The 16,745-nt window shown below is 70.3% G+C and carries 10 protein-coding genes; 7 read left to right on the top strand and 3 right to left on the bottom strand.

Annotated features, from left to right (window positions below):
• Positions 1–94 precede the first annotated feature (94 nt).
• From VGU03_RS02165 to VGU03_RS02140, 6 genes are all read left to right on the top strand, one after another.
• Complete coding sequence (locus VGU03_RS02165) at positions 95–862, top strand: copper homeostasis protein CutC (protein ID WP_327478240.1); 768 nt, start codon at positions 95–97, stop codon at positions 860–862.
• A 56-nt stretch (positions 863–918) separates the two neighbouring features.
• Positions 919–3,597, top strand: coding sequence for a beta-mannosidase (locus VGU03_RS02160; RefSeq protein ID WP_327478239.1), 2,679 nt, complete (start codon positions 919–921; stop codon positions 3,595–3,597).
• The gene (locus tag VGU03_RS02155; protein ID WP_327478238.1) at positions 3,594–6,149 is read left to right on the top strand and encodes a glycoside hydrolase family 3 protein; all 2,556 of its coding nucleotides are present in this window, start codon (positions 3,594–3,596) and stop codon (positions 6,147–6,149) included. Before VGU03_RS02160 ends, VGU03_RS02155 begins: the two co-directional genes overlap by 4 nt.
• 16 nt (positions 6,150–6,165) lie before the next feature.
• Positions 6,166–7,605, top strand: coding sequence for a glycoside hydrolase family 125 protein (locus VGU03_RS02150; protein WP_327478237.1), 1,440 nt, complete (start codon positions 6,166–6,168; stop codon positions 7,603–7,605).
• Between the two features lie 195 nt (positions 7,606–7,800).
• Complete coding sequence (locus VGU03_RS02145) at positions 7,801–10,245, top strand: GH92 family glycosyl hydrolase (protein ID WP_327478236.1); 2,445 nt, start codon at positions 7,801–7,803, stop codon at positions 10,243–10,245.
• Between the two features lie 3 nt (positions 10,246–10,248).
• Positions 10,249–11,589 (top strand): alpha-L-fucosidase, encoded by a 1,341-nt coding sequence (locus VGU03_RS02140; RefSeq protein WP_327478234.1) that lies wholly within the window; start codon positions 10,249–10,251, stop codon positions 11,587–11,589.
• 127 nt (positions 11,590–11,716) lie between these two features.
• Here VGU03_RS02140 and VGU03_RS02135 read toward each other — a convergent pair whose 3' ends face one another.
• Positions 11,717–12,598, bottom strand: a complete 882-nt coding sequence (locus VGU03_RS02135) for a hypothetical protein (RefSeq protein ID WP_327478232.1) — start codon at positions 12,596–12,598, stop codon at positions 11,717–11,719.
• Between the two features lie 377 nt (positions 12,599–12,975).
• On the opposite strand from VGU03_RS02135, the gene VGU03_RS02130 reads away from it, so the two are divergent.
• Positions 12,976–13,887, top strand: coding sequence for an alpha/beta hydrolase family protein (locus VGU03_RS02130; protein WP_327478230.1), 912 nt, complete (start codon positions 12,976–12,978; stop codon positions 13,885–13,887).
• Between the two features lie 28 nt (positions 13,888–13,915).
• Here the strand turns inward: VGU03_RS02130 and VGU03_RS02125 are convergent, their stop codons facing one another.
• Both VGU03_RS02125 and VGU03_RS02120 read right to left on the bottom strand, forming a co-directional pair.
• On the bottom strand, positions 13,916–15,007 hold the full coding sequence (locus tag VGU03_RS02125; protein ID WP_327478228.1) for a copper resistance protein B: 1,092 nt from the start codon (positions 15,005–15,007) through the stop codon (positions 13,916–13,918).
• A complete protein-coding gene (locus VGU03_RS02120) occupies positions 15,004–16,731 on the bottom strand; it encodes a copper resistance system multicopper oxidase (RefSeq protein WP_327478227.1) in 1,728 nt (575 codons plus the stop codon). Before VGU03_RS02120 ends, VGU03_RS02125 begins: the two co-directional genes overlap by 4 nt.
• Between the last annotated feature and the right edge of the window lie 14 nt (positions 16,732–16,745).

Genomic DNA, 16,745 nt, shown 5'->3' with positions numbered 1-16,745 from the left:
GCCGTCCGCAGCCATCCCGAAGCGTCTACGTCTGCTCGGCGGCCTGTCGCGCCCGAGCCGCACACGCCTTGGCCCCTCTCGGCGGATCTTGCTGATGGCTGTCGACAGCGTGCCCTTGCTGGAAGTGGCGGCCAATTCGGTGGCTTCCGCGCTGGCGGCGCAGGAAGGCGGCGCGGGCCGCGTGGAACTTTGCGCGGCGCTGGAGCTGGGCGGGGTTACGCCTTCGTACGCCGAGATCGCCACGGCGCGCGATCAGCTGGCGATTCCGCTCTATGTGCTGATCCGTCCGCGCGGCGGCGATTTCCTCTACAACGATTTCGAGTGCGAGGTGATGCAGCGCGACATCGAGATGTGCGTCGCGCTGGGCTGCGACGGCGTGGTGCTGGGCGTGCTCGATGCGCAGGGGCAGGTCGACGCGGCGCGCAGCCGCGTACTGGTCGCGACGGCTGGGGCGCTGGGGGTCACCTTCCATCGCGCCTTCGACATGGTGAGCGATCCGGCCGCAGCACTCGAAGCGGTGATCGACCTCGGCTGCGAACGCGTGCTGACCTCCGGCGGCCAGGCCAGCGCCATCGACGGCGCGGCGCAGATCCGCGCGCTGCTGGCGCAGGCCGCCGGCCGTTTGTCGGTGATGCCGGGCGCGGGCGTGCATGCGCGCACCATCGCGGCGCTGGCGCAGGCCACCGGCGCCAAGGAATTCCATGCCTCGGCGAAGCAGCAGTTGCCCTCGCGCATGCGCCACCGGCAGCCGGGCCTCGACGACATGGCCGGAGGCGAGTGGCGCAGCGACGCGACCGAGATCCGCGCGATGGTGACGGCGCTGCGGGAGCTGTCCATGCAGGCGGGAAACCATCCGCCTTAGCCGTGCAAGCCGGGCGGCGACGCCGCTGCCCGTCGCCCGTGCCGCCAGGAAACGCCATGCCCGCACCCGTCCCGCCGACCCGAACGCGCACAAGGCCACGCCTGCCACGGATCGCGTGCGCGTGGCTTCTGCTGTTGCCGGTGCTGGCCACGGCGGCGCCGCTGGTTTCGCGCAAGCTCGACAGCGGCTGGCAATTCCGCCTGGCGCCCGGCGATGGCCACGCCGCGGACCACCCGCAGGCCGCCCGCTGGCTGGCAGCCACGGTGCCCGGCACGGTGCAGACCGATCTGCTCGCCGCCGGGCTGGCGGTCGATCCTTTCCTGGGCGAGAACGAGCAGTCCATCCAGTGGGTGGGCCTGTCCGACTGGGTCTACCGCACCACGTTCACCGTGGACGCGGCCACGCTGGCGCGCCGGCATGTCGAACTGGCGTTCGATGGCCTGGATACCTTTGCCGAGGTCTACCTCAACGGCCACAAGCTGCTTAGCGCGGACAACATGTTCCGGCGCTGGGCCGTGCCGGCAAAACCCTGGCTGCGCGCCGGCGCCAACACGCTTCAGGTGCGGCTGTACTCGCCGATCGAGCGCCTGCAGCCCTGGCTCGCGCGCCAGCCCTACGCGCTGCCCGGCGAATTCGACTCCGCCTTCGGCGACGAGCCCAAGGGCCGGCAGAGCGCCAACTACGTGCGCAAGGCCGCCTACCAGTACGGCTGGGACTGGGGCCCGCGCATCGTCACCGAAGGCATCTGGCAGGACGTGCACCTGGACAGCTGGGACGGCCCGCGCGTCACCGGCCTGCACGTCGCGCAGCCGCACGTGGATGCGCAGCGCGCGCAGACCCAGCTGCAGCTGGCGATCGACGCCGACAGCGCCGCCTCGCTGCAACTGGAAATCGACGTGCGCGGGCCGGACGGCCGGACGGTCACGCACCGGTCGCAGCCGGTCACGCTCGCAGCCGGCAGCGGGCGCGTCGAGGTGCCGCTGGCGATCGACCACCCCCGCCGCTGGTACCCGGCCGGCTACGGCGCCCAGGACATGTACGCCTACCACGTGCGGTTGCGCGACAAGGCCGGCGCCGTGCTCTACGAAGCCACCCGCGAGGTCGGCCTGCGCAGCGTCGAACTGCGGCGTGACCAGGACCGCTGGGGCCGCGGCTTCGCCTTCGTGGTCAACGGCATCCCGGTGTTCGCCAAGGGCGCCAACCTGATCCCCTTCGACAGCTTCCCCACCCGCGTCACCGAGGCGCAGATGCGCCAGGTGCTCACGTCCGCGCGCGACGCCAACATGAACATGCTGCGCGTATGGGGCGGCGGGCATTACCTGCCCGACAGCTTCTACGCCATGGCCGACCGGCTGGGCCTGATGGTCTGGCAGGACTTCATGTTCGGCGGCGCGATTCCGCCGGACGACCCGGGCTTCGTCGCGAACGTGCGCGCGGAGGCCATCGAGCAGGTCGAGCGCCTGCGCGACCACCCCAGCCTGGTGCTCTGGTGCGGCAACAACGAGGTGCAGAGCAGCTGGATTTCGTGGGACGACCGCAAGGCCTTCCGCAAGTCCATCACGCCGGCGCAGGACGCGCGCATCGAACAGGGCATGCGCACGCTGTTCGGCGGGGTGCTGCGCGAGGTGGTGGCCCGGCACGATCCGGACGTGCCGTACTGGCCCAGCTCGCCCAGCACCGGCGACGACGGCTTCGCCACCGCGCTGGACCAGGGCGACTACCACTACTGGGACGTATGGTCGGGCGAGGCCAAGCCGGCCCGGGCCTACCTGGACGTCACGCCGCGCTTCCAGGCCGAATACGGCCTGCAGTCGTTCCCATCGATGCGCACGATCCGCGCATTCGCCGGCGCAGGCGCGCTGGAAGCGGACTCGCCGGTGCTTCGCGCGCACCAGAAGTACGACGGCGGCAACGGCAACCGCCGCCTGCTGATGTACGTGCAGCGCGAGTACGGCCAGCCCAGGGATTTCCCCTCGCTGGTCTACCTGAGCCAACTCATGCAGGCCGAGGGCATCGGCCTGGCGGCCGAGCACCTGCGCGCCTCGCGGCCGCGCAGCATGGGTTCGCTGTACTGGCAATTGAACGACGTGTGGCCGGCGATCTCCTGGTCGAGCATCGACTGGTACGGCCGCTGGAAGGCGCTGCAGTTCCATGCGCGGCGCTTCTACGCGCCCTTGCTGGTGGCGGCCTTGCGCGACGGCAACACCACGGCGCTTACGCTGGTGTCGGACCGCACCACGCCCACAGCCGTCCGCTGGCGCCTGCGCGTGATGGATTTCTCCGGCCATCGACTGCGCCGGCAGCAGGCGGACACCGAACTTGCCCCGCTGTCGGCCACGCACGTGGCCGATTTCAGCGATGCGCAACTGCTCGGTGGCGCCGATCCGGAAAGCAGTTTCGCCGCGTTCGAGCTGCTGGCCGGGGACCAGGTGGTTTCGCGCAACCTCGTCTTCTTCGACGAGCCCAAGCACCTGGCGCTGCCGATGCCGCACATCCGCGCGCAATGGGCGCCGGCCGCGGGCGGCTACGCGCTGACCCTGAGCAGCGACGTGCTGGCGCGCGGCGTGTGGATGTCCTTCGGCGACCTCGACGCCACGCCGTCGGACAACGCCTTCGACCTGCTCCCCGGCGAGCCGGTGCGCGTGACCGTGCGCAGCGATGCCGCCCTCGACGCCCTGCGCAGCGCACTGCGCCTGCAGGACCTTGCCGGCGCCAGCGCCGGAGGCGCTCCATGAAGCGCGGCTGGGCGGCGCTCACGCTGTGCGCGCTGACCGCGCTCGCCTGCCGCGTGCACGCGACGGCGGACGGCCCGGCGGCGCGTGCCCGCGCGCTGATCGCGCAGCTGACGCTGCCGGAGAAGATCGCCCAGCTGCAAAACGACGCGCCCGCCATCCCGCGCCTGGGCGTGCCGGCCTACAACTGGTGGAACGAGGGCCTGCACGGTGTGGCCCGCAACGGCTATGCCACGGTTTTCCCGCAGGCGATCGGACTGGCGGCGAGCTGGAATCCCGACCTGCTGCAAGCGGTCGGCAACACCCTGTCGATGCAGGCGCGCGCGCACTTCGACGCGAGCGCGCAGCATGGCCTGTTCCAGGGCCTGACGCTGTGGTCGCCCAACATCAACATCTTCCGCGACCCGCGCTGGGGCCGTGGACAGGAAACCTACGGCGAGGACCCCTACCTCACCGCGCGCCTGGCCGTGGCCTACATCCGCGGCGTGCAGGGCGACGACCCGGACCATCCGCGCGCCATCGCCACGCCCAAGCACTTCGTCGCGCACAGCGGACCGGAGCGCGGCCGCCACGGCTTCGACGCGAAGGTCCCCCCGCACGACCTGGAGGACACCTACCTGCCCGCCTTCCGCGCTGCGGTGACCCAAGGCCGGGCCGGCTCGGTGATGTGCGCCTACAACGCGCTCGACGGCACGCCCGCCTGCGCCGACGGTTGGCTGCTGGGCCAACGCCTGCGCCGGGACTGGGGCTTCGGCGGCTACGTCGTGTCCGACTGCGATGCGGTCGACGACATGACACAGTTCCATCATTACCGGCCCGACGACGCGCGCTCCGCCGCCGCCGCGCTCGCCGCCGGTACCGACCTCGATTGCGGAAATGCGTACGCCGCGCTGGGCGAGGCCGTGCGCAAGGGCTATGCGCGCGAGGCCGACATCGATACCGCTCTGGTGCGCCTGTTCACCGCGCGCTACCGGCTGGGTGCGTACCGCAAGCCCGACGTCGCGGACGGCCCATCGGACGATGCCCTGGCGCTCGATGCCGCGCTGCAATCGATCGTCCTGCTGAAGAACGCGCACGCCACCCTGCCCTTGCGCAGCGATGCGCGGATCGCGGTGATCGGCCCGAACGCGGACACCATCGAAACCCTGGAAGCCGACTACCACGGCACCGCGCGCGCGCCGGTCACGCCGCTCGAAGGCTTGCGCCGGCGCTTCGGCGCCCAGCGGGTGGCCTATGCGCAAGGTTCGCCCATTGCGCCGGGCGTGCCCGTGCCGATACCGGAAACCGCGCTGCGCAGCGGCGATGCGCTCGGCCTGCGGGGCGAGTATTTCGCTACGGTCGATTTCGCAGGCGCGCCGCGCCTGAGCCGCATCGACCGCAGGATCGACTTCGACTGGGATCGCGTGGCGCCCGACGACCGACTCGACGCCGCGCGCTATGCCGTGCGCTGGAGCGGCGAGCTGATGCCGCCGGGCGAGGGCGACTACACGCTGGCCATCCATGTCGAACGCTGCTTCAGTTGCCGCGGGCATGACGCGGTGCGCCTGTACGTCGACGGGCGCAAGCTGATCGACGATGCGGGCAGCGACCGCGCCACGCTGCAGGCCAAGTTGCACCTGGCCGGGCGACCGCATCCGCTGAAACTGGAACTGGCGCACGCCGGCGAGGACCAGGGCGTCCGCCTGCAGTGGCTGGCCCCGCCGCGCGCGCAGGCCGCCGAAGCGATGGCCGCCGCCCGCGAGGCGGACGTGGTGGTCGCCTTCGTCGGCCTGTCGCCGGACGTCGAGGGCGAAGAACTCAAGATCGAGGTACCCGGCTTCGACGGCGGCGACCGCACCGACATCGCGCTGCCGGCCGTGCAGCGCGCGTTGCTGGAGCGGGTGGCCGCCGGCGGCAAGCCGCTGGTGGTGGTGCTGCTCTCCGGCAGCGCGGTGGCGCTGGACTGGGCGCAGCAGCATGCCGACGCGATCCTCGCCGCCTGGTATCCCGGCCAGGCCGGCGGCACGGCGATCGCGCAGGTGCTCGCCGGCGACAGCAACCCTGGCGGCCGACTGCCGGTCACCTTCTACCGCGCCACGCGCGATCTGCCGCCGTTCACCGACTATGCCATGCAGGGCCGCACCTACCGCTACTTCGGCGGCACGCCGCTGTATGCGTTCGGCCATGGCCTGAGCTATACGCGCTTCGGCTATGCCGACCTCGCGCTTTCCACCACGCGGCTGGCCGCCGGCGCGACGCTCGGAGTCGGCGTGACCGTGCGCAACGACGGCGCCCGTGCCGGCGACGAGGTGGTGCAGGCCTACCTGGCCAGCGACGTGCCGCTGGCGCCGCGCCGCGCGCTGGCCGCGTTCCGGCGCGTCCACCTCGCGCCGGGCGAGCGCCGGCGGGTGGAGTTCACGCTCTCGCCGCGGCAGCTGAGCACCGTGGATGCCGCCGGCCTGCGCGCAGTGGAAGCAGGCCACTACCAGTTGTTCGTCGGCGGCGGGCAGCCCGGCGATGCGCCCGGCGAGAAGGACGACTTCGTCATCACCGGCCGCCAGGCCTTGCCGCGATGAGTCATGGAGCAAGAGCATGAGCGACCGCCGCCATTTCCTGAAAATCCTGGGCAACGCCGCCGCCGGCGGCATGCTCGCCGCGCGCCTGCCGCCGCTTGCCGCCGCGCCCACGAGCTTCGCCAGCCACCGGCCGCCGCCGTCGCAGCGAAAGTTCACCAGCGCAGCGGTGGATGCGCAGATCGCCCGGGTGAAGGCGCGCATCGGCGATCCGAAACTCGCCTGGATGTTCGGCAACTGCTACCCGAACACGCTCGACACCACGGTCGAGCTCGGCACGCTCGAGGGCAAGCCGGACACCTTCGTGATCACCGGCGACATCGACGCCATGTGGCTGCGCGACTCGTCAGCGCAGGTGAACCCTTACCTGCCGCTGGCCAGGGAGGATCGCGCGCTGCAGCGGCTGTTCCGCGGATTGATCCGCCGCCAGGCGCACTGCATCCGGCTGGACCCGTACGCCAACGCCTTCCTGCGCGATACGCACGCGCCGCCGCTGAGCTGGGCACGCCAGGACGAGACGACGATGAAGCCGGGCGTGGGCGAGCGCAAATGGGAAGTCGACTCGCTGTGCTGGCCGGTCCGCCTGGCCCACGCCTACTGGCAGGCCACCGGCGACACCGAACCGTTCGACGAGGGCTGGCGCGAGGCCATGCGGAAGGTAGTCCAGACCTTCCGCGAACAGCAGCGCCTGCACGACCGCGGGCCTTACCGCTTCCTGCGCAGCTCCGACCGCCCCACCGAAACCCTCGCCCTGGATGGCTACGGCCAGCCGACGCGGCCCAACGGCATGCTGCACTCGATGTTCCGCCCGTCGGACGACGCCTGTCTGTATCCGCTGTTCGTGCCGGCCAACCTGTTCGCGGTGGCCGTGCTGCGGCGGCTCGCCGCGATGACCCGCGCGATCCACCATGACGACGCCTTCGCCGCCGAGTGCACCACGCTGGCCGACGAGGTGGAACGCGCCACCCATCGCGACGGACGCATGCGCGATGAAGACGGCAACGAGCACTGGGCCTACGAGGTCGACGGCTACGGCAACCGGCTGTTCATGGACGACGCCAACGCGCCCGGCCTGCTCAGCCTGCCCTACCTCGGCTGCTGCGCCGCGGACGACCCGCTCTACCGGCGTACGCGCGAGCGCGCCTGGAGTAGGCACAACCCCTACTTCTTCGAGGGCAGGGCGGCCGCAGGCATCGGTGGGCCACACGAAGGCCTGCGCATGATCTGGCCGATGTCGATCACCATGCTGGCGCTGACCTCGGACGATCCGGCACGGATCGTCCAGTGCCTGCGCTGGCTGCGCGACACCGATGCGGGCACCGGCTTCATGCACGAAGCCTTCGACCAGGACGATCCGTTGCGCTACACGCGCCCCTGGTTCGCCTGGGCCAACAGTCTGTTCGGCGAGCTGATGGTGAAGCTCGCGGACGAACGACCGGAGCTGTTGCGCCAGCCATGAATACGCTTGTACGACATTCCGCCCCTTCCTCTCCCTGGCGTTGCCCGGACGGTCGGTTCGCGCTTCCGCAAGAGCCAGCCCCAAGCTTTGCCGCGAGCCCCGACCCCTCACCCAATCCCTCTCCCGGAGGGGAGAGGGATTGAAGCGGGCAATGCCTCTTTCCACGTGCTTGACCGACCCACAGGAGAACCCGACATGCTGACGCGCAGACGCTTCCTGCAGGGCATTGGCGCCCTCGCCACCCTGGGCACCGCGGCCGACATGCTGCCCGCCTTCGCCATGAGCCGTTCCGGCCGCGACCGGCTCGCCGCGCTGCCCGGCGAGGGCGTGTCGCGCTACGTCGACGTGTTCGTCGGCACCGGCGGCCACGGCCATACCTTTCCCGGCGCCGCCCTGCCCTACGGCATGGTGCAGCTGAGCCCCGACACCAATGACGCCGGCTGGGACGCCTGCTCGGGCTACCACCAGCACGACGGCTCGATCATGGGCTTCTCGCACACGCACCTGTCCGGCACCGGCGCCAGCGACATGCTCGACGTGCTGGTGATGCCGGCACAGGGCGAGGTGCTGCTCGACCCCGGCGCGCGGGGCCTGCCCGACAAGAACTACCAGTCGCACTACGACGAGGCCTCCTTCGCCAGCTCGCGCCTGCCGCCGGACGCGGTGGGCAAGCCCGGCCGCGGCTACCGCTCGCGCTACGACGGCGAGCAGGCGCGGCCGGGCTACTACCGCGTGCGCCTGGCCGACCACGACATCCTCGCCGAGCTCACCGCCACGCTGCGCGCGGGCCTGCACCGCTACACGTTCAACAAGCACGGCGCAGGCCACCTGCTGGTCGATCTGGCGCACGGCTACCACGACGACGCCAAGGTGCCGGCCAAGGTCAGCGACGCGCAGCTGCAACTCATCGGCGATGACCTGCTGGTCGGCAGCCGGCGCGTGCACCAGTGGGCCAATGGCCGCTACATCCACTTCGCGATGAAGCTCTCGCGGCCGGTCTCGCGCGCCACCCTGTACTCGGAAGACAGGCCGCTGGCCGACGGCACGCGCTCGGCCAGCGGCGCGCACCTCAAGGCCGCGCTGCACTTCGACGACGCGGCCAGCGCGCCGCTGCTGGTCAAGGTCGGCATTTCCGCGGTCGACATCGACGGCGCCCGCCGCAATCTCGACGCCGAGCTTTCCGACTGGAACTTTGAGCGCGTGCGCCAGCAAGCGGCCGATGCCTGGGAAGGCGAGCTTTCGCGCATCCGCATCGATGCCGCCGACGAAGCCGTCAAGCGCACCTTCTACAGCGCGCTCTACCACACCATGCTCGCGCCCACCCTGTTCAGCGACGTGGACGGCCGCTACCGCGGCATGGACCTGAAGGTGCACACGCTGCCCAAGGGCCGGCACAACTACAGCACCTATTCGCTGTGGGACACCTACCGCGCGCTGCATCCGCTGCTCACGCTGTACCAGAGCGAACGCGTGCCCGACCTGGTCGACGGCCTGGTGCGGATGGCCGCCGAGAGCCCGGACGGCCCGCCGGTGTGGCCGCTGCAAGGCGTGGAGACCGGCTGCATGATCGGCTACCACTCCGTCGCGGTGATCGCCGAGGCGCAGGCCAAAGGCTTCACCGGCATCGACTACGCCAGGGCCTGGCCGCTCTACCGCAAGCGCGCCATGGACGACGACTACCGCGGCCTGACCTGGTACCGCAAGCTCGGCTACATCCCCGCCGACAAGGACTGGGAGTCGGTCAGCAAGACGCTGGAGTACGCCTACGACGACTGGGCGCTGGCCAGCTTGGCCGAGGCGGCCGGCGCGCACGCCGACGCCGAGCATCTGCGCAAGCGCTCGCGCAACTACCGCAACGTGTTCGACAAGAAGCTCGCCTTCGTGCGTCCGCGCGGCAGCGACGGCGCCTGGCTGCAACCCTTCGATCCGCGCGCCATGGGCCACTCGGACAAATGGCGCGACTTCACCGAGTCCAACGCCTGGGAGGCCACCTTCCTCAACCAGCACGACCTCTACGCCTACATGCAGTTGTTCGGCGGCGAACAAGCCTTCGAGCGCAAGCTCGACACGCTGTTTTCCACCAGCTCGGCGCTGCCGGCCGACGCGCCGCCGGACATCGCCGGCATGGTCGGCCAGTACTCGCAAGGCAACGAGCCGGGCCACCATGTGGCCTACCTCTATGCCTACACCGGCGCGCACCACAAGACCCAGGCGCGCGTGCGCATGCTGCTGGAGTCGATGTACCGGCCGCAGCCCGACGGCCTGGCCGGCAACGAGGATTGCGGCCAGATGAGCGCGTGGTACGTGCTGAGCGCGCTGGGCCTGTATTCGGTCGATCCGGTGAGCACCCACTACGTGTTCGGCAGCCCGTTGCTGGACCGTGCGCAGGTCGCGCTGGGCGGCGGCAAGACGCTGGAGGTGCTCGCCCACGGCAACGGGCCGGGCAAGCCGTATATCCAGTCTGTGCGCTGGAATGGCCAGCCGTGGACCAAGAGCTGGATCAGCCATAAGGAACTGGCCGCCGGCGGCACGCTGGAGTTCGCCATGGGCGCCACGCCGAACGAACGCTTCGGCGCCGCCCTGGCCGACCGGCCGCCCTCGTTCGGCCAGCCGGCCAGCCAGACCGTGCGCGAGAGCTGAGGCATGCGCCGCTCCCACCGGTGGCCCGCCCTGCTGCTCGCCTGCGCCAGCCTCGCCGCGCACGCGGCGGCGGCGGCGCCGGCGCCGTCGAACGAAGCCCGCATGCAGTGGTTCGCCGACGCCAAGTTCGGCATCTTCATCCACTGGGGCATCTACGCGGTCGACGGCATCGACGAGTCGTGGTCGTTCTTCGACGGCTACGTCTCCTACGACCACTACATGCAGCAGCTCAAGGGCTTCACCGCGGCGGACTACCACCCGCAGGCCTGGGCCGACCTGATCCGCGACAGCGGCGCGCGCTACGCGGTGATGACCGCCATGCACCACGACGGCGTGGCGCTGTGGAACACCGCCCAGGGCCTCAACGTGGTCAAGGACACGCCGGCGCGGCGCGACCTGGTCGCTCCGTTCGTGGCCGCGCTGCGCAAGGACGGCCTCAAGGTCGGGCTGTACTTCTCGCTGATCGACTGGTCCTCGCCGGACTACCCGGCCTTCACCCAGGCGCAGACGCGCTACGACATCAAGGACAATCCGGCGCGCTGGAACCGCTTCGTGCGCTACTACCAGGGCCAGCTCAAGGACCTGATGCAGCGCTACGACCCGGACCTTTACTGGTTCGACGGCGACTGGGAACACGGCGCCGCCGACTGGCACGCCAAGGAGACCCACGACTTCCTGCTGGCGCACAACCCGCGCGCCATCGTCAACGCGCGTCTGCCTGGCGAGGGCGACTACGCCACGCCCGAACAGGGCGTGCCGGTCACGCGCCCGCCGCAGCCCTACTGGGAGCTGTGCATGACCATGAACGACTCCTGGGGCTGGCAGCCGCACGACCGTCACTTCAAGACGCCCAACCAGCTGATCCGCATCTTGGCCGACACGCTGAGCCTGGGCGGCAACCTGCTGCTGGACATCGGCCCGCGCGCCGACGGCAGCATCCCCGACCAGGAAGTGGCGACGCTAAAGGAAATCGGCCGCTGGACGCACAAGCACGCCGAGGCGATCTACGGCACCCGCGCCGGCCTGCCGCGCGATTACTACGCCGGCGACAGCACGCTGTCGGCGGACGGCCGCACGCTCTACCTGTTCGTCGATGGCCGCCCCAGCGGCCCGGTGCTGGTGAAGGGGCTGATGAACCACGTGCTGCACGCGCGCGTGGTCGGCAACGGCACCACGCTGGACCCGCAGATCGTCGGCAAGCCCTACTGGAGCAAGGTGCCGGGCCTGCTCTACATCCCCTTGCCCGACGACACGCTGGACCCGCAGCTGACCGTGCTGGCGCTGACGCTGGACGGTCCGGTGCAGCTGTTCCACGACGAAGTCAAAGCGATCGAGAAGAACTGACGGAGCCAGCGCCCGCCTACCGCGGCTCTCACTGCGGGTGCAAGGGTCGCCCACCGCTGAAACCACCCGGCGCGACCGCTTCACGCGGGCGCGCCGGATGGAGGCCGGCGAGGCCTAGCCGCGACGCTCAGTCCATGTCCCGCATGGGTTCGGACTTGAAGAACAGGAAGAAGTTGGAGGGCACTTCGATGGCGTTGCCGCGCCGCTCCGCGTCATGCAGTTTCCTGGTCGAGGTGATGCCCATCGAGCCGCTGGCCGAGGGCCAGCAGTTGGGGTCGGTGACCAGCACGGGTATCACCTGCCACCAGATGGCACGTGTCCTGATCGCATCGCCATTGACCACGTGGCTGTGGTTGGGCGTGGGAAGGAAGACGTTCCTGGTCGAGGGCGGCAGCTTGCCCAGAGCCACCAGCACCTTGCCCAGGTCGATGCTCGATGCGTGCATCGTGCAGGTGCCCGGCGGCGAACCCGGGTCCGGGCACTGGGTGCTGACCAGCGGTTTTTTCTTGTAGGCCTCGGGGATGGCGCCGAACAGGCTGACCAGCGTGTTGCCCAGCGCGGGGCCGCACAGCGTGGTCGGCCGCACGCCTGCCGGGCACGGTATCGCGTCGTTCGCATTCTTGTCGTTGTCGAGCGAGAACATCGGAACCAGCACGTACAGCGGTTCGGACTGCTTGATGTTCGCGCCGGTCGGATCGATCGAAGGCTCGGTGGCGGCCTGGCAGACCGGCGTCTGGAATTCGCCCGGGTCGGACTGCGCGGGCTTGCCGTTGTAGTCGAGGTCGCTTCGCGGCTCGTGGATGCAGTCGTAGTTCTGCGTATAGGTGAAGATGAGGCGCTGCCCCGCGCCGAAACCGCGGGTCTGGTTGGGCTTGAGCGTGTCTCCACTACTGGCCATGACCGAATCCTGGGCCTGGCTCGAACTGGCCGTCTGCGCCAATACGCCGCCTGTGGCGAAGAGCCCGGCGAGCACCGCTGCGGACAGAATCGATTGGACTGAGCGTTTCATGATGTCGTCCTGTAGCTGGGTAGACCCCCTGATGGTTTCCCCTGAGGGCGTGCCTGCCGGTCGGCAGGCACGCCCCGCATCCGCGCAGGCAACAAGAGCACGAGCGCAGGACGCCATTGAGGGGTACGCGACGAGCGGGCATCTGGATGCATAGTTTTTTTGTGCGTTTGCGCGGGTTCCAAGGCAGCGCCCGCTTGCCCGGCCGCGTTCGGTTGCCGACGCGGGGGCGCCAGGGGACTCTCCCCACATGAGTCAGGAATCCGGCCGCGCCCGGAGACGAACGATCGCGCACGCCAAAGCCTGTAGTCTTCGCCCGAACCGGCAGCCCTGCGGCTTCCGGCGCTCGTTCGGACAGCTCACCCAACCTGGGAAAACGCATGAACAAGCACGCGCTACGAGGCGTCCTGGCCGCCGGTTTGCTCGCCAGCCTGACCTGCCTGGCCGGCCAGCAGGCCAATCCGGCTTCGGCCGCAACGGTGACGCGGCCGGCGCTCGACAACCGCGCGTCGATGGAGACCATGCAGATTCCCAGCCACGGCAGGCCGATGAACGCGCTGGTCTACGTGGCCGCCGGCGCCGGCCCGCACCCGGCGGTGATCCTGCTGCACGGCTTCCCCGGCAACGAGCGCAACCTGGACCTGGCGCAGGACATGCGCCGCGACGGCTGGGATGTCCTGTATTTCAACTACCGCGGCTCGTGGGGCACGCCGGGCGATTTCTCCTTCACCCATGGCATCGAAGACACCGCGGCCGCACTGGCCTACCTGCGCCAGGGCGCGGTGGCGAAGAGGCTGCGGCTGGACCCTGCGCACATCGTGCTGATCGGCCACTCCATGGGCGGCTTCATGGCCATCCAGGCGGCTGCGGCCGATCCCGCGGTCGAAGCGGTCGGCGACATCTCCGGCGGAGACCTGGGCGCGGGCTACCTGGGGCTGCAACGGGAAAACCCCTCTGCCGAAGCGCTGCGCAAGCTATCCGCGGCGCTGGCCGGCGAAGGCATGGCGCCGCTCAGCGGCTGCACGCCCGACGGCCTGGCCCGCGAGGTGGCCGCGCACGCCGCCCGCTGGGCCTTCCCCGCGCAGGCGCCGGCGCTGAAGGACCGCCCCGTGCTCGTGATCACCTCCGACGACGGCCTGGCCGGCATGAACGACGCCTTCGCCGCCGCGCTGCGCAAGGCCGGCGACAGCCACGTGACCACGCAGCACTTTTCCACCGACCACGCCTATTCGGACAAGCGGACCGAACTGTCGCAGGCGGTGCTGGGGTGGCTGGCGACGCTGCCGAAGTAGTCCAGCCGCGCCTCATGGCTGCCTGCCGTCAGAACCAGAAGCGCAGGCCCGCCACCCATCGTCGATCGAACGGGCCCTGTCCGGCCTCGCGGGCGAAGCTGGCGGTACCGCCGTAGCGGCGCGTCCAGACCACGCCGACGTAGGGCGCAAACTCCCGGCGGAACTCGTAGCGCAGGCGCAGCGCGAGGGACGCATCGGATACGCCGCGGCCCAGGCGTCGTGCCGGGTCGGCCTTGCCGTAGGCGTCGGCCTCCAGCGCCGGCTGCAGGATCAGGCGCTGGGTGAGCAGCAGTTCGTACTCGGCGCGGAAGCGTGCGGCGGTGCGGCCGGCGGAGCCGACGTAGCCGGTGGCTTCCAGCTCGAACCAGTAGGGGGCCAGGCCCTGGACGCCGAAAGCGGCCCAGCGCCGACCCGGGCCCTCGCCGGCATCGGCGCGCATGCCCACCTGGGTGCTCCAGAAGGGAGCGGCCGCGTGGTTCCAGAACGCCTCGACGCTGGCGTCCGCGAGTCGCCCACCGCTGCGTTCGCCCTCGCTGCGCAGCCACAGCTTGTCGTAGTCGTTGCCGTAGTGACCTTCGACGTCCCAGTGCTGGCCGTTGCCATGCTTGCCGTGAAAGGCCTCCAACTGGTCGGCGAGCAGCATGCCGATGCGGGCGTTGTCGTCCATCTCCATGTGGATGCCGTGCATGGGGGCATAGCCGACGCCGGCGGAGTAGTCGGGATCGCGGGCGGCGGCCGGCACGCCGCTGTCCTGGATCGGTTGCCGTGCGATCCGCTGGCCGGCGTCGTGCGGCATGTGCATGGTCGCGTCATCCATGGGCAGCATGGCTTGCGGGTCCATGGGATGCGCCGGCTGCGGTTCCGTATCGTGCATCGACGCGTGGTCGGTCGATGGCGTCGCCGCGGAGGCGTCGGTGTGTACCTGCGAGGCCGCATGCGGGGGCGCCTCGCTCACGGGCTCAGGCATGATCATGCCGGGCATCGATCCGCCGGCCATGGTCGCGCTGCCGCCAGCCGCCGCAGGCGTTTCCTGTGCGTGCGCGGCCGATGCCGACCCGGCCAGGACCGCGAGCAGCAACCGCACCCAAAGGCGATTGCGGATGTCGTGGCGGGGGCTCATGACACCACCACCTCGCGGAACATGCCCGCTTCCATGTGGTAGAGCAGGTGGCAGTGGTAGGCCCAGCGGCCGGGGTTGTCGGCGCTCACCCGATAGCTGATGCGCTGCGCCGGTTGCACGTTGATGGTGTGCTTGCGCGCGAGGAAGCGGCCATCGGGGTCCTCCAGCTCGCTGAACATGCCGTGCAGGTGGATCGGGTGGTTCATCATCGTGTCGTTGATCAGCACGATGCGCAGGCGCTCGCCGTAGTTGAAGTGCACGGGCCTGGCCTCGGAAAACTTCTGCCCGTCGAAGGACCACATAAAGCGCTCCATGTTGCCGGTCAGGTGCAGCTCGATCTCGCGTTCGGGCTCGCGCGGATCGACCGGGCCGTCGAGCGAACGCAGGTCGGCATAGGTGAGCACGCGGCGTCCGTTGCCGCGCAGGCCGATGCCGGGGTCGTCGAGGTGGGTGTGCGGCGCATCGATGCGCATGTCCACGCCTGGGCCGTACTCGCTGCGCGCGTGGTGCACCGCGGGTGCGCCCGGCATCGGCATGCCCTGCATGGCGCCCGGCGATTCATGGCCGCCGTCGTGGTGCATGCCGCCGCTCATCATGTCCTGCATGCCCAGCCACACGCGCGGGTCCATCGGCGGCACCGGCGCCTGCATGCCTTCGCGCGGGGCCAGCGTGCCGCGGGCATAGCCGGTGCGGTCGATGGACTGCGCGAACACGGTGTAGGCGCGCGCATCGTCCGGCTGCACGATGACGTCGTAGGTCTCGGCCACCGAGATGCGGAACTCGTCCACCGGCACCGGCGCGACGTCCTGGCCGTCGGCCGAGACCACGGTCATCTTCAGGCCCGGAATGCGCACGTCGAAGATGGTCGACGCCGAGCCGTTGATGAAGCGCAGGCGGATCGTCTCGCCCGGCCGGAACAGGCCGGTCCAGTTGCCGGCCGGCGCGGCGCCGTTCATCAGGTAGGTGTAGGCGGCGCCGCCGACGTCGGACAGGTCGGTGGGGTTCATGCGCATGCGGTTCCCCATGGCCCGGTCGGCCAGCGCCCGGCGCAGGCCCTGGCCGCGCACGTCGCGCAGGAAATCCGCCGCGGTGGGCTGGTGGAAGTTGTAGTAGTCGCTGCGCTGCTGGAGCTTCGTGTAGATGCGCTCGGGGTCCTCGTCGGTCCAGTCGTTGAGCATGACCACGTAGTCGCGGTCGGCCGGGTAGCGCACGAGGCCGGCCGGCTCGATCACCAGCGCGCCGAACAGGCCGGTCTGCTCCTGGAAGCGCGAGTGCGCGTGGTACCAGTAGGTGCCCGACTGGCGGACCGGAAAGCGGTAGACGAAGGTCTCGCCCGGCGCGATGCCGTCGAAGGCGATGCCGGGCACGCCGTCCATGCGGAAGGGCAGCACGATGCCGTGCCAGTGGATGGACGTGGGAACGCGCAGCCGGTTGGTCACGCGCAGGGTGACGGTGGTGCCCTCCTTCCAGCGCAGGATCGGTCCCGGCAGGCTGCCGTTGACCGTGGTGGCGGTGCGCACCGCACCGGTGTAGTTGACCTGGGTCTCGCCCACCGCCAACGCGAATTCGGTGCCCCGCCCGGTGGCCTGGCCCGGGCTGGCCTGCGCCCAGGCACGATCCGGACGCAGCAGGCCCAGCCCTGCGGCAGCCCCGCCCAGGGCGATGCCCTGCACGAAGCGGCGGCGCGACAGGTCCGCCGGCGCCGGCGACAACAGACGTTTCATGAAATCTCTCTCCG

Origin of the sequence: Frateuria sp., assembly GCF_035944355.1 — a bacterium.
Classification (GTDB): Bacteria; Pseudomonadota; Gammaproteobacteria; order Xanthomonadales; family Rhodanobacteraceae; genus Frateuria_A.
The sequence above is the reverse complement of the archived record's forward strand: the minus strand, read 5'-3'. Positions and strand labels throughout refer to the sequence as shown.